19 protein-coding genes are annotated in these 21846 nt (G+C 49.5%); 7 read left to right on the top strand and 12 right to left on the bottom strand.

What is annotated here, in order from left to right; translation table 11 throughout:
• Positions 1-46 precede the first annotated feature (46 nt).
• Together DESPODRAFT_RS04640 and DESPODRAFT_RS04645 are read left to right on the top strand one after the other, a co-directional pair.
• Positions 47-349 (top strand): helix-turn-helix domain-containing protein, encoded by a 303-nt coding sequence (locus DESPODRAFT_RS04640; RefSeq protein WP_004071744.1) that lies wholly within the window; start codon positions 47-49, stop codon positions 347-349.
• On the top strand, positions 349-1563 hold the full coding sequence (locus DESPODRAFT_RS04645; protein ID WP_004071745.1) for a type II toxin-antitoxin system HipA family toxin: 1215 nt from the start codon (positions 349-351) through the stop codon (positions 1561-1563). Before DESPODRAFT_RS04640 ends, DESPODRAFT_RS04645 begins: the two co-directional genes overlap by 1 nt.
• Positions 1564-1576: 13 nt before the next feature.
• Here the strand turns inward: DESPODRAFT_RS04645 and DESPODRAFT_RS04650 are convergent, their stop codons facing one another.
• Both DESPODRAFT_RS04650 and DESPODRAFT_RS04655 read right to left on the bottom strand, forming a co-directional pair.
• Positions 1577-2572: a universal stress protein gene (locus tag DESPODRAFT_RS04650; protein ID WP_004071746.1), complete on the bottom strand. Its 996-nt coding sequence runs from the start codon at positions 2570-2572 to the stop codon at positions 1577-1579.
• 61 nt (positions 2573-2633) lie between these two features.
• Positions 2634-4205 carry a bifunctional aminoglycoside phosphotransferase/ATP-binding protein gene (locus DESPODRAFT_RS04655; protein ID WP_004071747.1) on the bottom strand — a complete coding sequence of 524 codons (1572 nt, stop codon included), beginning with the start codon at positions 4203-4205 and terminating at the stop codon, positions 2634-2636.
• Between the two features lie 285 nt (positions 4206-4490).
• Between DESPODRAFT_RS04655 and cfa the strand changes: the two genes are divergently transcribed.
• Positions 4491-5612, top strand: coding sequence for a cyclopropane fatty acyl phospholipid synthase (gene cfa, locus DESPODRAFT_RS04665; protein ID WP_004071748.1), 1122 nt, complete (start codon positions 4491-4493; stop codon positions 5610-5612).
• Positions 5613-5707: 95 nt separating this feature from the next.
• Positions 5708-6655 carry an NAD(P)/FAD-dependent oxidoreductase gene (locus DESPODRAFT_RS04670; protein WP_004071749.1) on the top strand — a complete coding sequence of 316 codons (948 nt, stop codon included), beginning with the start codon at positions 5708-5710 and terminating at the stop codon, positions 6653-6655.
• Between the two features lie 118 nt (positions 6656-6773).
• On the opposite strand, the gene DESPODRAFT_RS04675 is transcribed toward DESPODRAFT_RS04670, so the two are convergent.
• The 10 genes from DESPODRAFT_RS04675 to DESPODRAFT_RS04720 all read right to left on the bottom strand — a co-directional run bounded on the left by DESPODRAFT_RS04675 (position 6774) and on the right by DESPODRAFT_RS04720 (position 18444).
• A complete protein-coding gene (locus DESPODRAFT_RS04675) occupies positions 6774-7835 on the bottom strand; it encodes a molybdopterin-binding protein (protein ID WP_004071750.1) in 1062 nt (353 codons plus the stop codon).
• 86 nt (positions 7836-7921) lie between these two features.
• Positions 7922-9337 (bottom strand): sigma-54-dependent transcriptional regulator, encoded by a 1416-nt coding sequence (locus tag DESPODRAFT_RS04680; protein ID WP_004071751.1) that lies wholly within the window; start codon positions 9335-9337, stop codon positions 7922-7924.
• Entirely contained in the window at positions 9334-10848 is a 1515-nt protein-coding gene (locus DESPODRAFT_RS04685; RefSeq protein WP_004071752.1) for a PAS domain-containing sensor histidine kinase, read from the bottom strand. The genes DESPODRAFT_RS04680 and DESPODRAFT_RS04685 overlap by 4 nt, the downstream gene beginning before the upstream one ends.
• Positions 10845-11321, bottom strand: a complete 477-nt coding sequence (locus DESPODRAFT_RS04690; RefSeq protein WP_004071753.1) for a hypothetical protein — start codon at positions 11319-11321, stop codon at positions 10845-10847. The genes DESPODRAFT_RS04685 and DESPODRAFT_RS04690 overlap by 4 nt, the downstream gene beginning before the upstream one ends.
• A 125-nt stretch (positions 11322-11446) precedes the next feature.
• On the bottom strand, positions 11447-11998 hold the full coding sequence (locus DESPODRAFT_RS04695; protein WP_004071754.1) for a hypothetical protein: 552 nt from the start codon (positions 11996-11998) through the stop codon (positions 11447-11449).
• A gap of 74 nt (positions 11999-12072) precedes the next feature.
• A complete protein-coding gene (locus DESPODRAFT_RS04700) occupies positions 12073-13215 on the bottom strand; it encodes a sulfite exporter TauE/SafE family protein (RefSeq protein ID WP_004071755.1) in 1143 nt (380 codons plus the stop codon).
• A 40-nt stretch (positions 13216-13255) separates the two neighbouring features.
• Positions 13256-13474: a hypothetical protein gene (locus tag DESPODRAFT_RS04705; RefSeq protein ID WP_004071756.1), complete on the bottom strand. Its 219-nt coding sequence runs from the start codon at positions 13472-13474 to the stop codon at positions 13256-13258.
• Positions 13475-13488: 14 nt separating this feature from the next.
• Positions 13489-15654, bottom strand: coding sequence for an FAD-dependent oxidoreductase (locus DESPODRAFT_RS04710; protein WP_004071757.1), 2166 nt, complete (start codon positions 15652-15654; stop codon positions 13489-13491).
• A 9-nt stretch (positions 15655-15663) separates the two neighbouring features.
• The gene (locus DESPODRAFT_RS04715; RefSeq protein ID WP_004071758.1) at positions 15664-16179 is read right to left on the bottom strand and encodes a 4Fe-4S dicluster domain-containing protein; all 516 of its coding nucleotides are present in this window, start codon (positions 16177-16179) and stop codon (positions 15664-15666) included.
• 171 nt (positions 16180-16350) lie between these two features.
• A complete protein-coding gene (locus tag DESPODRAFT_RS04720) occupies positions 16351-18444 on the bottom strand; it encodes a molybdopterin-dependent oxidoreductase (RefSeq protein ID WP_004071759.1) in 2094 nt (697 codons plus the stop codon).
• Positions 18445-18831: 387 nt separating this feature from the next.
• On the opposite strand from DESPODRAFT_RS04720, the gene DESPODRAFT_RS04725 reads away from it, so the two are divergent.
• From DESPODRAFT_RS04725 to DESPODRAFT_RS04735, 3 genes are all read left to right on the top strand, one after another.
• Positions 18832-19587 (top strand): metal-dependent hydrolase, encoded by a 756-nt coding sequence (locus DESPODRAFT_RS04725; RefSeq protein WP_004071760.1) that lies wholly within the window; start codon positions 18832-18834, stop codon positions 19585-19587.
• Positions 19588-19617: 30 nt separating this feature from the next.
• Positions 19618-20733, top strand: a complete 1116-nt coding sequence (ald, locus tag DESPODRAFT_RS04730) for an alanine dehydrogenase (RefSeq protein ID WP_004071761.1) — start codon at positions 19618-19620, stop codon at positions 20731-20733.
• A gap of 128 nt (positions 20734-20861) precedes the next feature.
• A complete protein-coding gene (locus DESPODRAFT_RS04735) occupies positions 20862-21818 on the top strand; it encodes a class I SAM-dependent methyltransferase (RefSeq protein WP_004071762.1) in 957 nt (318 codons plus the stop codon).
• Positions 21819-21846 lie beyond the last annotated feature (28 nt).

Consider the following 21846-nt stretch of genomic DNA (forward strand, 5'->3'; position numbering starts at 1 on the left):
TATGTCATATAATACAAATAAATATTTGTGTTATAAATAGGTACTTATGAATGATGCGGTTTGTAATAATGTATTAACTCAGCTCGGGCAGCGTCTGAAGCAGGGTAGGTTGATGCGGGAAGACTCCCAGGAGGATTTTGCATTCAGGATCGGCGTTTCTGTCCCGACGCTGCGCAAGATGGAGACAGGCAGTCCCCAGGTCTCCATCGGTACCTGGGTAAAAGCGTTGGATATTCTAGGTTGTATTTCTGACATGGATAAGCTGATTGCACCTAAAGAATCGTTGGCAGAACGGTTTGAGATCCAACACAAGTATGCAGGCAGGCAACGCGTTAAACGGAGTAGGTAATGCTAAAGCTCAATGCTGTGTTAAGCCTTCCAGGCGGTGGGCATTTGCTCTGCGGTGAAATTTTTACCACCACGCCTGATGCCCGGGGCCGGATTCAGGGATCTTTCCGGTATACGAAAGAGTACCTGTCAACTCCTGATGCTTTTCCCCTTGATCCGGTACACTTGCCTTTAGGCACCGCTGAAATTGAGGCAGATCGTCCCCAGGGAGTACATGGCGTGTTTGAAGATGCTTTGCCGGATGACTGGGGCAGGGCGCTTTTATCCGCAAAGTACCATATCCCCAGGGCAGAACAAACGGTGCCCAATTTATTAAAATTTCTGGGAACAAGCGGTCTGGGAGCATTATCTTTTTATTCCGGAAAGGAAAACGCGTATGTGGACCCTTCAGCAGCCATTCATAATTTATCCGGGATAGTAGAAGCGGCGTTAAATTTTGATGCCGGCCTTCCTGTTGATGGAAACGACCTGAAAGCGCTTTTTATTTGCGGCAGTTCTCCCGGCGGCGCCCGTCCCAAGGCCCTGATTAAAACCAATGACGGCAGGCAGTGGATAGCAAAATTTCCCAAACTCAATGACCGTTATCATGTTGAAGCAATTGAAGCAGGAACCCTGTGCTTGGCAGATAATGCCGGCCTGAATGTTCCCAATTTTTTTATCCAAAAAGCCGGTAAGCGAAGCGTCTTGCTTGTGGAACGGTTTGATATGACAGCGTCCTTGGGCCGCAACCACATGATCAGCATGCAGACCTTGCTGGACGCTGACGGATATTACAACCTGTCCTATTCGGATATGTTTTTGATTATCAATAAATTCAGCAGCAAGCCCCGAAAAGATACAGATGCGCTGTTCCGGCAAATGGTATTTAATGCCGCCATCAGCAACACAGATGACCACCTTAAAAATTTTGCCATGCTTCATACCGAATTCGGATTTTGTCTCTCTCCTGCGTATGACCTGCTACCGGATATTTATCATAACAGGGAGCATCGTTTATCTTTTCCCCAAGGGGCTGGTACATTGCCTCCGGACAGAAAGATTCTGGAAAGAATCGGTCATGTATATAAAGTGTCGAATCCGGTCCGAATCATCGGCGATATTTATCAATCCGTGTCTTGTTGGCAAGATGTATTTGAAGAATATGACGTTCCCCAAAAGGATATCCAGCGGCTTGAACCCGCCATAAGCCGTGGATTAAGCCGGATTCAACCGTAAGGATTAATTGCCCTTATCCATGTCGCTTGCCGGTAAACACATGAATCGACCGGTCTTTCTCTTTACCGATTGCCGGGTCATTGGGCGCGTTTTCATCCCAGGAAACCAGGGCCTGCGGGTCCGTTACCACGATCACCGGACATCCGGCGCGGAAGGCGGTCCGCTCCACGGCACTGCCGGCATACCATTTTGTACCCTGTTTCTTTGTGTGGGATCCCAGAATGATTATGTCGGCATTGTTTTTTTCCGCACATTTAACAAGTTCCAGATGGGGCAACGCCCCTCCCCAGATTTGATAGGTGTAGTCGGTCTCTTTGATCAAATCCCGGCAGAACGCTTCCAGGCGTTTTTCCGTATTTTTTAGGTCTGCTTCAGAATCTTCCTTGGTATACTTGGGATACGGCGGCACGGGGATCATGTGAAAGGGGAAAATTTTCGACCCGAATTTTTCCGCCGTTTTCCGGGCAAAAAACAAGGCGCATTCGCAGGATACGGAAAAATCCACCCCCACCACAATGTTTTTGAATGCCGCCGAGGACAAGTGAACTGAGGGATTGATAATCATCACCGGACAATTTTCCCGCATGACCACACCTTCCACGGTGCTGCCAATCTTTCCGGCCATCCGGACGGTACCCCTTTGAGCGGCACGTTCGGAATGGGGACCAAGAACGATCATGCCCGCGTTAAGGTGCCGGGATTGACGAACAATCTCTTCCCAGGGGAATCCGCAAACAACCTGAACATCAAAATCTATGCCCGCCGGCAATATGGGTTTATAAAAATCGAAAAGTTCTTTCTGGACAATTTCCTGATATGCCGAGGAAAAATTGATCTCCTCGTTGGTTTTAAAATCCTTAACCAGGTGTCGGTTGTTTTCATGGGAGGACTCCGCTACATGAAGAATGTTGAGCTTGGCTTGATGGGTTTCGGCGATGGCAGCAGCGCCTGTCACCACGGGGTCTTTAACTCCCACAAGGTCTGTCGCTGCTAAAATGTGTTTGAACATGGCTCCTCCTTTCTTTTTTATGCATCAGGCCCTGTGCCTGTTGTTTGAGTACATTAATTTTTTAAATTATCCGGGGTAGAATTTTTGAAAGAGACGCATCCATGGATGCTTCGGTATCCACTTTTATATAGTGGTCCGTCTCTGTTTTTTGAATCGGTTCAAACCGGCTCTTAAATGATTGGAAATGGGAAATCCGCGCATCAGATATTGTGTCCCGGCCCTTTCTCATGATCAACCTTTCCTGTAGAACAGGGTCCGGTACCGTGCATTCGGTAAACACGATGCCTGCACCTGATTGCTCAGCCAGACAAACCACTTGTTTTCGGTATGTTTCCCGGCTGAAGGTCGCATCTATTACCACGGAGTTGCCTTTTTTAATTTCTTTTTCTGCCAGAGATACAAGCGCGTCATAGGTCCGGCCGGTAGCGGTTTCCGAATACATTCCTTTTTCAAAAGGCATGTTCTCAGGATCCGTGGGCGGGGCTGAAAAAATTTTTTTCCGGACCACATCCGAATTGATGGACCGGATATTCAGTGCCAGGGAAAGGGCTTGTGCCAAAGTGCTCTTTCCGGATGCCGGCATACCGCAGATTACCCAGATCATGGGTCTGGAGAAGCGATCGGCATACCGGTTCGAAAGGGCAAGGTATTTTTTTGTCTTTTTTAAAAGTTTATTGCGTTCCTGTTCGCAAACATCATGCTCCTGCAGGCGGATGCAATTAACCTTAAAGCGTACCATGGCCCGGTAGCATTTATAAAAATTCATCAGTACATATACTTCGGGGTCATGACTATAGCCTGCATATGCTGAAAGAAACTTTTCAGCCAAAGCCGGAAATCCCAGAAGTTCCATATCCATGACCAGAAACGCCAGGTCCGCACCCACGTCCTGATACCGGAACCGGTCATTGAATTCAATACAGTCAATGATCTGAATCCCGGTGTCTGTGAAATAAATATGACCGGTTCTTAGGTCCCCATGGCAGTCCCGGAACCGTTTGTTTTCCATGCGGCGAAAAAACAGGGGCGGGTGCCTGTTTAAAAAGGCGTCTGTCCTGGACCATACCGACTGAAAACAATCGCTGTCAAACATTGACCCGAGCAGAGATTGGGCCTGTTTAAAGTTTTCATCGCAGTTCTGTTGGATTGTTTCAAAGGCCGCTTCCATATTGGGCGGCCTGTGGGATGTATCGGAACCGTAAAATTCGGACAGCTCCATTGCCAGCCGGTCAATATCCTTATTCCCGATTTTTCCGGATCGCAGCAGCTGTTTCATGGAATGGGTCTCGGACAATTTGCGCATCCTTACGGCATATTCAACAACCGTTCCGTCGCCGCCTAGGTAAAAAAGATCCCCTTTTCGGGTAATTTCCGTGACATCCAGGTATACGTCATTTGTCAGCCGGCGATTTAATGCGACCTCGCGGGTGCAAAAATGTCTGCGTTTTTCAAGGGTTGTGAAATCAAGGAACCCCAGGCCCACGGATTTTTTAATTTTATAAACAAGATCGCCTGCCAGGAACACCATGGAAATATGGGTTTCGCAGACTGTTACAGTGTGAACAGGGTGGGGATAAAACTCCGGAGTCCGCATTTGTTTAAACAGCGCTTTTTGAAGGGCCGATTCTCTCATCTTCACTGGTGTGTTCCCCCGTTTGGAAGATTTTAGATAATATTAATTGTAGCACAAATATAGTCAAAAACAATGTTAGATTACCCTGAGCGATTGTTAATTTTGATTTTTGAATTCGAAATGTTTTTACGTAACAATTTTGTTCGCATATCTGCCGGCAATTTTTTTGGGATAACTGACTGGACAAATGTATGCGATATTGAGTATATCAACAAAATCGCCCCTGTCATGGGAGAATAGATTTTTAATATTTATGACTTCATTATTTTTTAAGAGAGTGAAAATATGAAAAATCAGGATATCAAGAAATCCATACACAAATTATTGAATTTTGCCGGCATCACCGTTAACGGAAGCAATCCCTACGATATTCAGGTGAAAAATGACCGGTTTTACCAACGAATAATCCATGAACCTGCTCTGGGGCTTGGTGAAGCATATATGGATAACTGGTGGGAGTGCCGTGCCCTGGATCAGTTCATCGCAAAAGTGTTGTGCGCAAACCTTGGACAAGTATTAAAAAAGGAGTGGCGGATCACATGGAACCTGTTAACGGCAAAGCTTTTTAATCAACAGTCTTCCAAGCGTGCCTTTATGGTGGGCCAACGCCACTATGACATCGGCAATGATCTTTATCAGGGCATGCTGGACAAACAAATGCAGTATACCTGCGGATACTGGAAAGATGCCACCACCCTTGATCAGGCCCAGGAGGCGAAACTGGCACTGGTCTGCCGGAAATTAAAACTGGAACCCGGTATGAAAGTTCTTGAGCTGGGATGCGGGTTTGGCGGGTTTGCCCACTATGCGGCAACAAGGTACGGCGTTGAAGTGACTGGATACACCGTCTCCAAAGAGCAGGTCAAATTTGCAGAAAAACTATGCAAAGGGCTTCCTGTTGATATCCGGCTGGCAGATTACAGAACCGCCACCGGAGAATATGACCGGGTACTCTCCATTGGTTTAATGGAGCATGTGGGGTATAAAAATTATGGCACTTACATGAAACTGACCAATCGGTTGCTAAGGGATGACGGCATTGCTTTGGTTCATACCATCGGTCGTAATGATAGTCGTTGTGCCTGCAACTCATGGACTGCAAAATATATTTTCCCCAATGGCATGCTTCCCTCCATTGCCCAGTTGGGAAAAGCCATGGAAAACCAATTTGTCATGGAGGACTGGCATAACTTTGGAGAGGACTACGATAAAACATTAATGGCATGGTACGAAAATTTCAGACAGGTGTGGCCCAAACTTAAAGATAGATACAACGATCGGTTTTATCGCATGTGGGAGTATTATCTGTTAAGCTGTGCCGGAGGATTTCGGTCTCGATCCATGCAGTTATGGCAGATTGTGATGACTAAACAGGGAACTTCAGCGCCCTGTTGTCGCCTTGTGTAAGAGACAAGAAACTAGAAACAAGAAAATAGATACAAGAGGACGAAGCGCCTGTGGCGCCCAATTTAAATCGTCTTCGACAATAGCTTAGGAGGGGTATGATTAACAAGGAGATCATTATCGTCGGAGGCGGTCCTGCCGGTGCCGCCTGCGCCTGGACGCTCAAGCAAAAGGGGATCACGCCCCTGGTGCTGGATAAATATTCTTTTCCCCGGCCCAAGGTTTGTGCGGGATGGATTACCCCTGCCGTATTTAAGCTTCTTGAACTCCGAGGAGATGATTATCCTTACACCGTAAGTCAATTTGATAGAATTAATTTTCATCTGTTTGGTCTAAAAATTCCTGTACCCACTCGTCAATATGCTGTCAGACGATATGAATTTGATGCCTGGTTGATCTGCCGCGCCGGTGTCCCGGTTAACACCTATTGCGTAAGAAATATCATCCGGAAGAACGGTTTTTATATCATTGACGACCAGTATCAATGCAAGTACCTCATTGGTGCCGGCGGTACCCATTGCCCGGTTTACAAGACGTTTTTCACTCAAACGCGTCCCCGTCCTCCCAAATCCCTCATTGTTGCCGTTGAGAAGGAATACCCATATGATATTTCGCATCATCAATGCCATTTGTGGTTTTTTGATCATGGTCTGCCTGGGTATGCCTGGTATCTTCCCAAGGGAAATAACTGGTTAAACATCGGCATTGGCGCAAAATTCCATACGTTGAAACAGCGGGGACAGAACATTATGGATCAGTGGCGTCATTTTACAATGGATCTTCAAAAAAAGGGGTTTATCAGGGAAAATCCACCTATTCCCAAAGGTCACAATTACTATTTTCAGCATGGTCCGGAAAAATACCGACAGGACAATGCCTTCATCATCGGAGATGCGGCAGGGCTCTCTACTCTGGATATGGGAGAGGGTATCCATGGCGCTGTTTTAAGCGGTATCCGTGTGGCAGATGCCATCGTAGACAACAAACCGTTTGTTTTGCCTCACCCGCCAAGGTTCAGCCTGCCGAAAATACTCTTGCCTCATTAATGGACAAAATACTTCACCCATAGCGTATGGGATGATATCTACACAGCCAATATGTTTTTGGCAGGTATCTGTCATGATTGGTTCATATAAGTGGCCTGGGAAACAGTTCCGGTCAAGGTCAGGCGCTTTTCCCAAAAGCGCAGTCGGGAAACCGGCAGATCGGGCAGTTCCGGCACAGTCCCCCGTGACAAAGGCTTGCCAGCTCCCGTTTTCCAGGACGCTCTCCGGCCATGATCCGGGGCAGCATCAGGTCAAATATGGTGGTGCGGTGATACAACCCGCAGGCCGGCAGCCCCATGATAGTGATCTTAGGAGTATAGCCCAAAAGAAACATGGCCCCGGGCAGCACAGCGGCTGAGTAGTGGACTTCATCAAAGCCAACTGCCTCAATAGATTCCCGGGTGACATCATCGGGGTCCACGGACATGCCGCCGGTGGTGATGATCAGGTCGGTCTCCTTGTCCATGTAATCCCGGATTTGGGCGGAAATACGCTTCCGGTCATCGGGCAGGATATTCACCTCAAGTATCTGTGCCCCAAGCCGGGCTGTTTTTTCTTCCACAATGGCCTGGAACCGGTCCTGGATCAGGCCGTCATAAACTTCATTGCCGATGATGGCTAGCCGGATTTTCAACGGATTGAACATTGAAACTGAAAAGATGGGATAGGCGGATTTCGCCAAGGCGGTCGCCTGGTCGAGTTTTGCCCGGTCAATGACCAGGGGAATGGCCCGGGTGGCTGCCAGGCTGTCGCCTTTGTTTACGGCGATATTGGTATGGATACTGGCGCACATGACATCGTCCAGCATGTTGAATTCCGTCAATGCCGCCACATTTACCCTGAACAGCCCGGGATATGCCGCATACAGCTGCAGCTTGCCTTCGCTGGGTGTGCCGGAAAACTCAACCCCCGGTCCGGCCAGGGCTGATGCAAGTTCAAACACTGCCTCATCCTCATGCACCTGGGTCTCATCAAGATCCAGCACATAGAGGTTATTTTTTCCCATGCGCATGAGTCTACAGATATCTGCGGCCTGGACCCGGTCTCCGCGTTTGAAGGCCGGTCCCTTGGACTTGTCGGGAATGATTTCGGTCATATCATGGGCAAGGGTCATGCCGCAGGCGTCCTGAACATGGACGGTTTTAAAGGGTGATGGTTGTGGGTTAGACTGTTTTTTCATGGTTAAGTGTCTGCTCAAAATAAGATCCAAATGCACAATTGGGGCATAGAATCATCTTATTTTTAACGCTTCCTTTTCTATTTTTTTTAAGTTCCTGACGGCTTGCTTCGGTATTTTTCAGGATCAATGGCATACCGTTTCATGATCTGCTGAAGTGCCTGGCGGTCCATGGCGCAGCGCCTGGCTGCCTGGGTGATGTTGCCTTCGGTCATGGAGAGTATGGCACCGATGTAGTTATGGTTAAACTGGGTCAGGGTGTTTTCCTTGGCCTCCTTATAGGTCAGTTGCTCCATGTCTGTACCCAAGTTCATGCAGGCGCAGTCATTGGCCCCATTTTTATTGATGGGGATATCGGCCAGCTGGATGGTATCTGAGGTTGCATAAAGAATCCCCTGGATAATTACATTTTCAAGCTCTCTGACATTGCCCTGCCAGGGGTGCTTCATGAAGAGATCCATCACGTTCTCAGACAAATGCTTGGTTGGTTTATTTAATTTTTCACAGTTTTTGGTCACAAGGTGATCGCATAACAGCGGGATATCCGTGATTCGATCCCTTAGCGGTGGCAATTCAATGGTGATCACCGAAAGCCTGTAAAAAAAATCCTCCCTGAATTCCTTGTCTTTGATTTTCTGCTGCAGGTCCTGGTTGGTGGAGGCGATGATTCTGACATCCACATGGGCCACCCGGGTGTCGCCCAAAGGTTTCACTTCCTTTTCCTGGATTACCCTTAAAAGCTTGGTCTGGATGGTGGGGCCTACATCTCCGATTTCATCCAGGAAGATGGTGCCGTGGTCGGCTTCCTGGAAAAGCCCCGTTTTGTCACGGTAGGCATTGGTGAATGCCCCTTTTTTATATCCGAATAATTCACTTTCAAGGATATGCTCGGGGATGGTGGGGCAGTTAACCGGGATATAGGGTTTGTTTTTTCTGGGGCTCAGGGCATGAATGGATTTTGCGGTCAGGTCCTTGCCTGTGCCGGATTCTCCGGTGATCAGGACCGTGACATCCGAGTCAGCAACCAGCGCTATTTTTTCAAACACCTTCTGCATGACAGGGCTTTGCCCGATCAAGGGCAGGGATTCGTTCCGGCAGGCTTTCTGGAGGCGCCGATTTTCAGATATCAGTTGGCTGCGTTCCAGGGCTTTTTGAATTTTAAAGATGATTTCATCCTGCTCAAAGGGCTTGGCAATGAAATCGTAAGCTCCTTTTTTAATCCCAGCCACAGCAGATTCAATGTTGCCGTAAGCGGTGAGCATGACCACCGTCAGATCAGGATATTTTTGTTTCAATTGCTCCAGGAGATCAAACCCATCCATTCCGGGCATTCGGATGTCACTGATGACAAGATCAAAGGCCGTGTCGGCCAATCCAAGTATATTCAGGGCCATTTCACCGGAAAAAGCCATGGTCACCCGGCAGTTCAGTTCGGGTTCAAGAGTACGTTGGAGAAGACGGGTCATGTCCTTTTCATCATCCACCACAAGAATATTGGTCGTCATTGTTTACTCCCATTGCTGTTGGTGTTTAGAAGGGGTAATCGGATGGTAAATTTTGCCCCCTCGCCTTGCCGGTTTTCAGCCATGATTTCACCCTGGTGTCGGCGGATAATGCCGTATCCCACGGACAGGCCGAGCCCTGTACCCTGGCCCACGGGTTTGGTGGTAAAAAAAGGATCAAAGATTCGGGACAAGTGTTGCTTTTGAATCCCAGTGCCGTTGTCCTTGACAAGAATCAGCACATGAGAAGCTTCTTTACGGGTGATAAGCTCTATGACGCCTTTGGGATTATCATTGACGGCGTGACACGCGTTGATCATCAGGTTTAAAATCACCTGGGTCAATTCCTGGGCATTGCCCTTCACCCAGAGAGATTCATTTTCCCAAAGATTGAGCTGGATCTGGACTTTTCGGAAATCAGAGTGTTTTTTCAGGAAATTGATGACACCGTCCAGCATTTTGTGGATATCCACATTTCCCATTTCCCCGGAACCCTTTCTTGAAAAGGAGAGCAGGTTGCTGACAACTTCCCTGCAGTTTTTTACATGTTTTTCAATGGTTTTCAAATCTTCATCAAATTCAGACTTCTCTTTAAGCATAAGCTGGGTGTAGCCAAGGATGATACCCAACGGATTATTGATTTCATGGGCCACGCCTGCGGACAACTCGCCTAAAGCTGCTAATTTGTCGGCCTGGGCGATTTGCTGCGCCATCTGTTTTTTTTCGTTGATATCCTTGATAATGAAATGAAAGGTTTTGGCACAGCCGAAGGCCCCGTAATCCACGCCGCCGGTGATGATCACCCGGATCTTCATGTTATCGGAGTTTAAAATATCGCACTCTTCGTTGAGAACATATTCGTTGGTCGTTAACTGGGTTGAAATATGTTCCCAATCCGGGGCATAAACGATGAAATCCATCAGTCCCATGTTCTGTTCCAGCATCTGTTCCTTTTTATATCCTGTCAGGGTGATGCCTGCGTTGTTAATCTCCTGGATTTTGAAATGTGCGTCAGTCACCAGAATGGTGTCCAGGGAGTATTCAAAAATGCGGCGGGCCTTATGTTCTGAACTTGTGAGCATCTCCGTACGTTCCACCACCTTTTGCTCCAGGGTCTGGTTTAAACTTAAAAGCTGACCATGGGCGGCTTCCAGTTTTTTTCGGGAGGTCAGAATTTTTTCGTTTATTTTCCAGCTCTGGTTGAAAAACAGTGTGATCAGGCTCACCAGCATAAAAGAGACTGTATTGACGCTGCCGGAAAAGGCGGCGATGGTCTGCCAGGTGTCGGTATGGGAAGTTAAAATTAGAAACTGGCGCAGGATATGGCCAAAGGAGCGTGATACGCCAAAGATCATAAATCCCGTGGAGATCCACACAAGATAAAGAAACAGGGCATTATCCTGGTCGGTTTCCCTTAAAATCCTGGCTTTGTAGCAGCATAGAAGTGAAAACACCACCATGGCAAAGGAGCCTATAATATCTATGGCCACCATCGGCAAATAGGGGACAATCATGGGTTTTGTCCTTGTCCGGCCTTTTGTTCGTCCACCAGGCATGAAAGCCCTTTGTACATCAGGAACATGGCCGGCACGCACAGCAAATGGTCCAGTTTCAGGCCGTAATATACCCAGCCCAGCAGGTCTGAATTGTTCTGGGTCCGGATGTTGGCATATCCATTGGCCAGTCCTTCTACACTGACGGCATAAATCTGGTTGTCCAGGAAATGGCCCGCAATGGCGCAGCCGTTCCAAAGAATGAAAAAAAATGATGAAAGCTGGATCAGACGCCACCCTTTATATACGGTCAGGCCCTTGCCACTGATGATGAACATCAGCACAACCATTGAGAAAAGAAAGAACATGTGCCCGATCTGGTGCGTAATGATCCCTTCGGAACTTGAATGAAACTGCAGCGCATACAAATTTTCGGGCAATGCAAGCAGAAGGTATGATAAAACCGTCAGCACGGTGCAATTAAGATATTTCACGCTCTTGTTTCCTCAATGGGTTTTTCTATACACGTCTATTATAGAAACCAATTATTGGGGTTTCAATGGGAAATTCGTTCCGGAATCCGGCGCGACGCCTTTCTCATAATTACAATCTTTGGGATTCAGGCTGACATTTCTGCCAGCTTTCTGTGAACTGAAGCAAAATAGGGCAGATAAGGCCTAAGCTTTCCAAACACGATTCGCGCCAGAACATAAATGGGAAAGAACGAAAATGTATAGCCCACGGAATCTGCAACCAGGGAGAACGGAAAGGCAATGGGAAAATCAATACCGGCAAATCGTGTCTGCATCCAGCCCAGGGCAAAGGGCACGGGCCACAAAATGGCGGCCGAATGGGCCAGCATGGCAAAAAATTTGCGTCCCCAGGCATCTGTGGCCTCTTTATTCAGCGCTTTGTATTCCGCCATGTTTCCTGTTTCATAGGCCTTAATGGAAAGGGCTTCCTTTTCTTTCATACGGTTGGACAGGCCGGTAAGATAAGCGGTGTTGGCCCTGATGGCAAGTGAAATGGTCAATTCTCCCAAAAGGACGGCAATGAGGGAAAGACAGAACGTTCCGATCAGATAATCAACCATGCCAATGCCCGTCACCCGGTAGAAAAAAATAATATAACTGTCAATGGCGTAGTAGAACTGATTGAATCCGTTGACCATTTTTTACTCCTTTTTCTTTTTGTGCTTCCGGCAGGTTGCTGAGGCTGCCTGCCGGACAGTACTAATTAAGTATTCTAAAGGATGGCAATACCGAAAAAACCTTTCAGGGTATACCGGATGCCGATGTAGAACGCTAAAATCAGGAAAATCCATTTCAACACCTTTTCAGGGATGTACTTTCCGGTTCTGGGTCCGATCATGGATCCAACAAATACGCCCGCAAGTTCAAGGCCGATCATGGGCCAGTAAACTATGACCCCTTTGAGCACCATGAAGTTGAAGATGGAAAAAAACATCCCGATGAGAACCGCCAGAGATGAGGTGCCCGCAACGACGAACATGGGAAGCCCCACAACACTGGTCAAAAAAGGCACGTAAAGGAAGCCGCCGCCGACACCGATGAAGGAGGCCATCGCAGAGATACAAAAGCCCCCGATAAAGGCCCAGATGGGGCTGAATGAAAATTTTTGGCCGAAAAAAGAAATTTCTGTTCTGGTAAGACTCCAATTCAGGGTTTCTACCCCCTGGCCTTTAATGGAGCCTTTATTTTTGACCGCATCCTCAAATGCCTTGGCTGCGGCTTTGGCTGCTTTTTTTGAGGCCTGGCCCTTGGGGGACATTTCATAGACCATGAAGGCAAAAATCAGGAATACACATAGGCCGAACCAGCCCTGGTACTGTGAAAATTTCACCTTTCCGGCGGTGGTGAATACCACCAGTAATGTGGCAAAAAGTGCACCGGCACCCATGAATGCGCCCAGGGAGGTTACCAGACGTTTCTGCCTGCCGTAGGTGATACTGGAGACAAGGGCGGAAAACCCACCCAACCACTGGTTGGAAACGCGGATGCTGTCGGTGAGTATTTTGTTGATGGTGGGGGAGGTATCCTGAAATGTTTTGGCATAGGCACCCATTCCGTAAATGGAAATGTGACCCACACCGGCCATAACGCCACCGAATGCGCCTATGGTTGAGAAAATCCAGCCCACCCAGACGGCCCAGCAAAAGCAGAGCAGCAAACCCGGAGCCGGTGCCCCAGGAATGCCGAAGATACCTGTCGGCGCCGACGGATCGATTTGACCCGGTCCGGTGCCCTGGGGCACAGCTGCAATAGCATCGGCAAGCGGGTCGGCCATAACAGGGGTCGCGGCCATCATCGGCAGCATCAGTGTTGCTGCCGTCAAAAAAAATACAAACCACTTAAACTTCAATGTCATTCATTTTCTCCTTTTTTCGTTTCAATCAAATCGTTGAGTTTCATACCTGATCCCCCAATCGTCTCAGACAATCCTGGGGAAGCCGGTGGGTGCCTTTGCCTTCCAGGCTTACCTCCACCAGGGCATCCGGGTCGTTCACCGAGGTGTCCGGATCCACAATAAACCCATGGGAACCTATAAAATCATTCATATAGTCCTCCCAGGCATCGTCCGTGGACGCCTTGAATACCTCTATCTTATCTCCCCGTTGAAATGTCATTTTTGCCTCCTGTTCTATGGGATGGGTAAAGCACCGGTGTTTGCGGCGTTGGAAACCGCAGCTTTTCGGCGCAGGCAGTTATTACACAGCAGCCGTTTTTCCGTGGCCGGTGTGATGTTCCTGGTTTTTCCAGCAATAAAGCGGGTGTATTCCACAGAGCCAAGTTTCGCACCGCAGGATTCACAATACTGGATAGTCTGGCTGTTCAGGATAGTGCCGCATAGCAAAAGTCTTCGCCGGCCATTTTTTTCATCAATTTTTAATGCATCATTTTCACAATTGGCCGCACATGCCCCGCAGGTGATACAGCTCTCCGCCGTGACCCTGAAATCAGTGGGGCCGCTTTCATCAAAATCAAGGTATCCCAGCTTCAGGGCATTGATCCCCATTTTATCCCGGCAGATATCCACGCATTTGCCGCAACGGCGGCAGATGTCACAGCGCAGGCACCGGGCAGCCTCCTGGCGGACATCGGCTTCCTCATACCCCAGTTCTACCTGCTGGAAGGTCGTTCTGCGCCGGTAGAGGTTAAGCGTGGGCATTTTTGGCGGTTTAATGGTCATTTTCTGGTGGGCCGTCATTTCAATAACGGGTTCCGTCTTGTGGCGTACGGGCGTTCTGGGGGCGCGAGGCTGGGGAATACCGCGAAGGTAACGATCAATGGCATCAGCAGCCCGTTTACCGCCGCCAATGGCTTCGATCACTGTTGCGGGGCCGGAAACCGCGTCTCCGGCGGCAAAGACGCCTGGCTGGGCCGTTTCCATACCGGCGTGATTAACATCAATGGTGCCCCGGCGGCTCCAGTTGATGCCGGTAAACGCTTCCATCCCTTCGTTGTCCACATACTGGCCAATGGCGGAGATCACGACATCTGCCCGGATCTCAAACTCTTTGCCTTCAATGGGAACCGGTGCAAGGCGGTTGGAGGCTTTTTTTGCTTTCAGTTCTGCCTTGATACATGAAAGGGTATGAATATTGTGCCATTCACCCTTTACTGCGGCGGGAATGGTCAGAAAAGAGAATTCAATGCCTTCCTCTTCGGCCTGTTCCACCTCCTCCACATCCGCAGGCATCTGATCCCGGGTCCGTCTATAGGCAATGGTGACACGCTCGGCGCCCAGGCGCAGGCTGGTGCGCGCCGCATCAATGGCTACGTTGCCGCCGCCCACCACCACCACATTCTTTCCCGGACAGTGATGATCGCCCAGGGCGACATCTCTCAGAAAACGGACCGCTTCGATAACTTTTGGAAAATCCTTTTCTCCCTCAATACTCAAGGTCCATGCCTTATGGGCACCAATGGCGATGCAATAGGCCTCAAATCCTTCCCGGTCCAGTTCGTCCTTGGTGACATCCTTGCCGAACCGGGTATTGTACTGGATTTCTACGCCCAGGTCTTCAATCATGGCCACTTCCCGGTCAATGACTTCCCCTGGCAGGCGGTACCGGGGAATACCCACCATGAGCATACCGCCGGCCACGGGCAAGGCTTCAATGATCCTGACACCGTATCCCCTGAGCGCCAGATAATAAGCACAGGAAAGGCCCCCCGGGCCTGCGCCGACCACACATACCTTTTTGCCGTTGGCAGGCTTGGGGATGGGATTGGTATAGGCCCGCTGGGACATGGCGCGTTCGGCAGCAAATGCTTTTAGAAATTTAATGGAGATGGCTTTGTCGATTCTGGCCCTGACACACATCATTTCACAGGGCCGGGTACAGATCAGGCCGCACACCCAGGGCAGCGGATTGTCCCGTCTGATCACCTCAATGGCTTCGGCATCCTTTCCCTGGGCGATGAGCGCAAGGTATGTGGGGATGTCAATCCCGGCGGGGCATGCCATCTGGCAGGGGGAGGGGGCAAGTTTTCCACAGTCGTGGGTGGGACAGTTCCGGGTCTGGATATGGTTGATAAATACCTCCCGGTGATCGGCCAGAAGCCCTTGAATGGTCATGCCTGCCTGCCGGGTCTGTTCCGGGTTGCCGGCATCATTAAATTCGTTGACCAGGGCTTCAATGGCGCCCAGGTGTTCCTCTCCTGCTGTGCCTTCGGCTATCTCTTCGGCCAGAACAAGAATTTGTTCGCAAATTCGTCGTCCCTTTGGGTCGGGCAGTCCTTTGGGTCCGATCAGTTGGGTTAAAAAAAGGATGGTTTGTCGAACCGGGCAGATCTTGTCCATATTCACTCCTTAAAAGCCTGTGTTCTTAAAGGAAGTTACGGACGCTGCATGGCGCGCTCTTCGGATCTGAGTCCTTTGTTCGACCGTGCCGAACTTAAGGCAGCCTGTGGTGCAGCTCGTCACGCAGGCAGGGGCAAGGCCCTGGTCGATTCGATCCATGCAGAAATCGCATTTTTCAACCTTGCCGATCTCCTGGTTCCACTGGGGTGCCCCCCAGGGACAGGCGGATATGCAGATTTTGCATCCCACGCAAAGGTCCTGTTCCACAAATACGATTCCGTCTTTGCTGCGCTGCTGCATGGCGCCGGTGGGGCAGGCCGAAACGCACCAGGGGTTTTCGCAATGAAAGCAGGACATATAAACAAATGATCTCCTTGGCATCTCTCCAACGGTCTTGGGATCCACCTCGATAATCTGGCAGAGTTTCGGCCCTGGGGGTAATTTTTTGTTGGCCTTACACACGACCTCGCAAGTGTGGCAGCCGATGCATTTTTTAGTATCCTGAAACAGGTAGTATTGGCTCATGGTGCCTCCGGTGTCCAGCTTGACACATATCTGGTTTATCTTTTATGAAAGTCAAAATAATTTATCTAATTTAAGTTAATTTTAATTTTGCAGGCCCTTGGGTTTTGGATGGTATCCGTTTCCAGGTAGTGTTACGCTGGTGCGCAATAAATATTTTGCACCGCATATTTTTTATTGCGCCTGTCCCTTGGACACCGTGATAAAGTGCTCCTGGTACGCAACGGCACCGCCGGCTTTATCCCAGATATCCAGGCCGCCTGCCATGAATTTGTTATCCGCAAGGCCCTTGCCGAATGCCCGGCTTTCGGCCTTAATGCGGTGGCCAAATCCGTGGATCACAAAAACGGCCTCCGGGTGGATATGGTCTGTGACCTGGGCCCGGATGGTTTCCGAGTAGCCGTTTTGACTCACGGTGACAATGTCCCTGTCTGATATGTTAAGCTTTTGGGCTTCGGCCGTGTTGATCCACAAGGTGTTTTCCGGCATCTGTTCGTTTAACAGGGGATTATTTACGGTATGGCCTTGGGTGTGAATGGCGCATCGGCCGAATGTCAATCTGTATTCACCCGCCTTTGGAGATGTCGGCGGCTCATAGGGCTTTAGAGAGGGCTGGCCGTTTTCTTCCAGTTTTTTGGAAAGGATTTCAATTTTTCCCGAATCGGTATTAAATGTGTAGTCTTCAAACTTTTTATATATTGCCTCCTCTGCCAGATTCGCCAGCCCTTTGGCATTGAAATCCTCAATGGTCATGCCGGTATCCCTGAGCTGAAATTTCCACAGGTCTTCCACCCGGTCAAAGACCAGTTCCGGCAGGTTCATGCGGCGGGCGAGGCCTGAGATGATTTCCCAGTCTGCCAAAGAGTCGTATCTGGGTGCCACTGCCCGTTTTCGGACAAAAAAGTACGGTTTCAGGTCATTTTTTGTGGCGATGAGACTTTCGCGCTCAAGGTAGGTGGAAAGCGGCAGGACCACATCTGAATGCCAGGCCGTGTCTGACCATGAAAAAGTAACGGAAACGAGCAGGTCAAGGTTATCCCACATCCGCCGCAGGCGGTCCGGGTCCGGATATCCCATGAGCGGATCATGGCGGTAGGCGATATAGGCTTTAATGGGGTAGGGCGACTGTTCTTCAATGGCCTTGAACAGTAAATGTGCCAGACCCGGGCCATTTTCAAAATGGGTGTATTTCCACCCCACGCCGTCGGCACGTTTCTCCTTTGGTGCGGGATAAAGATCCATGAATGATTTTAAGCCGTTCACACCAACGTCAGCAGGTTTTGATACAAAAGGAAGCCCGCCTTTGGCGCCATAGCTGCCCAAAAGGGCGTTGATGATATAGATGGAGCGGCAGATATAAAAGGAGTCTTTGTACCTTGCTGTCATCCAGCCCGGATGCCAGATCACTGACGGTGCCGCCTTTGCCAGTTCCTCCACAAAATTGCGAAGCGTTGTTGCTTCAATGCCGGTCTCTTTTTCAGCCCACTCAGGTGTATAAGGGGTTATAAATTGTTCAAGAGCCTGGAATCCTTCCACGTAGCGGTTGACAAATTGTTCATCATAGAGCCGCTTGTTGATCAGTTCATGGATGACTGCCAGGTTAAAGGCATAGTCGGTGCCCGGTCGGATCATCATAAACCGGCTGGCCTTGGCTGCGGATATATTGGCCCGGATATCGATCACCGTGAGTTTACATCCTTTTTCCAGGGCGTCCATAAGGTTGTTCACTTCCTGGACATTAATGGCTTCAAAAATATTTCTGAACTGGAGTACCACGTGCTTTGCGTTTTTAAAGTCGTAGGCGACGGCTTTTCTGCCCATACCGGTCAAGGAGAGCGCCGCATGCTGGACGTTTCTGGCACAGGAGGAGTCGTGATTATTGTAGTTGGGAGTGCCAATACCCTTAAGAAAGGCCCGGTGCATGTCCCTGAACGGTCCGCTCCTGTCAGAAAATGAGATGGCTCGTGCTCCGTATTCGGCCTTAACCTGGTTGAGTTTCTCTGCCACATAATCCAGTGCTTGGTCCCAGGTGGCTTTGCGCCACTTTCCTTCCCCTCGCTCACCTGCGCGAATCAAAGGCGTCTGCGGCCGCTCGCTATCGTGGAGAAGGGCTGTCCCTGCCGCACCTCTCGGGCAGACCGCCCCCTTCATGGCCGGGAGATGGGGGTTGCCTGAAATAAATTCAACCTGGCCGTTTTCAACTTCCACCTGGATGGGACAGCGTATCGTACACATACCGCAGACACTGAACACCGATTTTTTGGTCATATTTGTTCTCCCTGAAGAACTGTTATTTTTCCGGAACCATGGTCCGGGATATATCATTTTTTAATTCAAAATCCTCCGAACTGCCATAACCATGCCAAAGACTTGGCATGGTCTAAAGGTTTTTTTTGAAGAGGATTTAATGTATTGAATTTGAAATATATTTTATGATTGTCCGCCTGCCGATTTTCCTACTGATAAGGGGTTGAATTCATTTCCAGGTAAGAGAGCAGATGGCTTGGGTGCAATTATTTTATTGCACCCATTCGGGTGGGATATGTGTTCGTTAGCCTCTTTAATCAGCGAACGTTGAGTTATAAACTTGAATCCTGTATGCTATATGGTGCTGTGTCAGAAACGTATTTCAAAGATAATGAGTCGGTTTAAACAGTGGCGGATTTTAAAACACATCTTACCGTGGCAAGCATCGCAAGCAGCATTGCGGCAACAATGCTGTTTGCAGCGTCAGTTGCGTCTCCCCAGGAAGTGCTGCTTTACTTTGTTCTCGGGGTGGTGGGCGGCCTGTTGCCGGACATTGATTCAGACGCTTCTTTAACTGTCCGATTGCTGTTTACATTTATTGCAACAGTGATTTCTTTTTTAGTGGTGTTCAAGCAGCGTGCCGATAACACAGTGATTGAGTTGTTCATCATCTGGGCGGTAAGTTTTATTTTTATAAAAATTTTTATTTTTTCTTTATTTACGAAGCTGACGGTCCACCGAGGCATTATTCATTCCATACCGGCGGCAGTGGCCTTTGGATGCATGGCTGCAATCGGTTTAAATCGCGTGTTCCATTTCAATGATTTTGTCTCCTGGATGGCCGGGGGATTCGTTTTTTGCGGTTCGATCCTGCACCTTATACTTGATGAGCTGTTCAGTCTCGATTTTTTAAACTTGAAAAAGAAAAAATCTTCAGGCACGGCATTTAAATTTGGAAGCCTTGGAAATATTAAGGCAACCATCGCCATTTATATGCTCATTGCCGTTTTGTTTGTGGCCATGCCCAGTCACACCCGTTTTATTTCCGTGATTTTTGCCCCTCAAACCTATGAGCATCTCGCGTTTTTTCCCAGTGGAAAATGGTTTAGCCGGCTGTGTGGTGAGCTTGAAAAAACAGATATCATAAAACAGAAAAGATTTTGAGATTCAAACCGCATGCATAAGAGAGGAAACATGATTGTAGGAATACCCAAGGAGATCAAGTCGGCGGAGAATCGGGTGTGCATGACTCCGGCGGGAGTGGAGGTGATGATTAAGAGCGGGCACGAGGTTCTGGTGGAGAAAAGCGCCGGGGCGGCAAGCGGCTTTGCCGATGACGCCTACATCCGGGCCGGAGCCGACATGGTTGATACCCCCAAACAGATCTACGCTGGGGCTGACATGATCATGCACGTTAAAGAACCCTTGCCGCCGGAGTACGACCTGATCCGGGAAGGGCAGATCATTTTCACCTATCTCCACCTGGCAGCTGACGAGCTCCAGACCCGGGCATTGATCAAGAGTAAGGCCGTATGCATCGCTTATGAAACCATCCAGAAGGCCGACGGCACTCTGCCGCTGTTGACCCCCATGAGTGAGGTGGCCGGACGCATGGCCATCCAGGAAAGCGCCAGGTTTTTGGAGATGACCCATGGCGGCCATGGCATTCTTCTGGGCGGGGTCCCCGGGGTGGAGCTGGCCACGGTGGTGGTGATTGGTGGCGGCGTGGTCGGGGTCAATGCGGCCAAGATGGCCTGCGGTCTGGGGGCCAAAGTCTACCTGTTGGATCTGAACCTGGACCGGTTGCGTTACTTGAGCGATGTGATGCCGGCCAACTGCTTCACCCTGATGTCCAGTCCGGCAACGATTCGCAAACTGGTAAAAAAGGCCGATGTCGTGATCGGGGCTGTGCTGATTCCCGGAGCCAAAGCACCCAAGCTGGTGACCCGCGATATGCTCAAAACCATGAAGACCGGCTCGGTGCTGGTGGACGTGGCCATCGACCAGGGGGGGTGCTTTGAAACCTCCAAGGCCACCACCCATGGCGATCCCACCTTTGTGGTGGAGGGCGTGGTGCACTACTGCGTTGCCAACATGCCTGGAGCAGTTGCCAAGACCTCGACGCTGGCGCTGACCAACGCCACACTGCCGTATGCGCTGCAGATCGCCAACCAGGGTTGGAAAGGGGCGATGCAGGCCAACGAGGAGATCAAACGTGGCGCCAACGTCATCAACGGCAAGGTGACTTACAAGGCTGTGGCCGAGGCTTTCGGTCTGGGTTATACATCCGTGGACGAATTGCTGAATTGAAAACGCTGATCAAGTCTGAAATATGCTCTTTTTCGGATGCCAGCAAGGAGAGAAGCGTCTGGGCGTCTTCTGGATAACGCCTTTGCCCTGCTTGCCTTTCACACTTGAATGGTGTATGACTTTTTGCCATGGAGACCAGTGAAAAATATCAGGCCCAGGCCCAGATGCTGGCCAACCGGGTAAAAAAAAGATTCAAGCATCTGCATAAGCGGTTCGCAAAACAAAACCTGGAAGTTTTCCGGCTTTATGACTGGGATATCCCGGAAATCAGGGCTGTGGTGGACTGGTATGCAGGGCATCTTGTGGTGGCAGAATATGCCAGAAAACAGTCCGATCCGGACTGGCTGCCTCTGATGGGTCAAGCTGTGGCGCAGGCCCTTGATGTTCCGCAGGCAAACCTGCATCTTAAAATCCGTAAAGCAGGCATCAAGGACGGGGCTCGATACCAAAGGATTAATACCAAGAATAAGAAAATCCCCGTGTGGGAACGCGATCTTCAATTCCTGATCAACCCCAGCGATTATGTGGACACGGGGCTATTTTCCGACCACAGGGAGACCCGGATGATGGTCAGGCAGATGTCCCGGGGTAAGGATTTTTTAAATCTGTACTGTTACACCGGGGCTTTCACCTGTTATGCGGCAAAGGGAGGGGCTGCCTCCACCCTGTCCGTGGACCGGTCCGAAACCGCCATTACCTGGGTCAAGGAAAATCTGGCCTTAAATCAGTTGTCGGCATCATGCCACACCCAGGTCCAGATGGATACGTTTGATTTCCTGAAAAAAGCCCTTCGACTTGAACACAGATACGATCTGGCTGTGGTGGACCCACCCTCCTATTCCACAACGCGCCTGGACAACATGCACTTTGATATTGCCAAAGACTATCCGTTTTTGCTTAACCAGGTGTTCAAGCTCATGCGCTTGGGGAGCACGGTCTTTTTTTCCACCAACCACCAAAATTTTTTGTTGGATGAAAACAAGCTTGATGCCGCTGATATTAAAGAGATCACCCAGGAAACAATCCCTGAGGATTATGTTTCCAAGAAAAAACAGATCCACCGGTGCTGGCGTATCACTTGTTAGAGATATTCAGGATGCAGGCATTGAAACA

Source organism: Desulfobacter postgatei 2ac9 (assembly GCF_000233695.2).
GTDB lineage: Bacteria > Desulfobacterota > Desulfobacteria > Desulfobacterales > Desulfobacteraceae > Desulfobacter > Desulfobacter postgatei.

Excerpts from the sequence above, each read along its gene's own strand:
- DESPODRAFT_RS04640 (WP_004071744.1), top strand. The coding sequence starts at position 47 with ATGAATGATGCGGTTTGTAATAATGTATTAACTCAGCTCGGGCAGCGT.
- DESPODRAFT_RS04645 (WP_004071745.1), top strand. The coding sequence starts at position 349 with ATGCTAAAGCTCAATGCTGTGTTAAGCCTTCCAGGCGGTGGGCATTTG.
- DESPODRAFT_RS04650 (WP_004071746.1), bottom strand. The coding sequence starts at position 2,572 with ATGTTCAAACACATTTTAGCAGCGACAGACCTTGTGGGAGTTAAAGAC.
- DESPODRAFT_RS04655 (WP_004071747.1), bottom strand. The coding sequence starts at position 4,205 with ATGAGAGAATCGGCCCTTCAAAAAGCGCTGTTTAAACAAATGCGGACT.
- cfa (WP_004071748.1), top strand. The coding sequence starts at position 4,491 with ATGAAAAATCAGGATATCAAGAAATCCATACACAAATTATTGAATTTT.
- DESPODRAFT_RS04670 (WP_004071749.1), top strand. The coding sequence starts at position 5,708 with ATGATTAACAAGGAGATCATTATCGTCGGAGGCGGTCCTGCCGGTGCC.
- DESPODRAFT_RS04675 (WP_004071750.1), bottom strand. The coding sequence starts at position 7,835 with ATGAAAAAACAGTCTAACCCACAACCATCACCCTTTAAAACCGTCCAT.
- DESPODRAFT_RS04680 (WP_004071751.1), bottom strand. The coding sequence starts at position 9,337 with ATGACGACCAATATTCTTGTGGTGGATGATGAAAAGGACATGACCCGT.
- DESPODRAFT_RS04685 (WP_004071752.1), bottom strand. The coding sequence starts at position 10,848 with ATGATTGTCCCCTATTTGCCGATGGTGGCCATAGATATTATAGGCTCC.
- DESPODRAFT_RS04695 (WP_004071754.1), bottom strand. The coding sequence starts at position 11,998 with ATGGTCAACGGATTCAATCAGTTCTACTACGCCATTGACAGTTATATT.
- DESPODRAFT_RS04700 (WP_004071755.1), bottom strand. The coding sequence starts at position 13,215 with ATGACATTGAAGTTTAAGTGGTTTGTATTTTTTTTGACGGCAGCAACA.
- DESPODRAFT_RS04705 (WP_004071756.1), bottom strand. The coding sequence starts at position 13,474 with ATGACATTTCAACGGGGAGATAAGATAGAGGTATTCAAGGCGTCCACG.
- DESPODRAFT_RS04710 (WP_004071757.1), bottom strand. The coding sequence starts at position 15,654 with ATGGACAAGATCTGCCCGGTTCGACAAACCATCCTTTTTTTAACCCAA.
- DESPODRAFT_RS04715 (WP_004071758.1), bottom strand. The coding sequence starts at position 16,179 with ATGAGCCAATACTACCTGTTTCAGGATACTAAAAAATGCATCGGCTGC.
- DESPODRAFT_RS04720 (WP_004071759.1), bottom strand. The coding sequence starts at position 18,444 with ATGACCAAAAAATCGGTGTTCAGTGTCTGCGGTATGTGTACGATACGC.
- ald (WP_004071761.1), top strand. The coding sequence starts at position 19,618 with ATGATTGTAGGAATACCCAAGGAGATCAAGTCGGCGGAGAATCGGGTG.
- DESPODRAFT_RS04735 (WP_004071762.1), top strand. The coding sequence starts at position 20,862 with ATGGAGACCAGTGAAAAATATCAGGCCCAGGCCCAGATGCTGGCCAAC.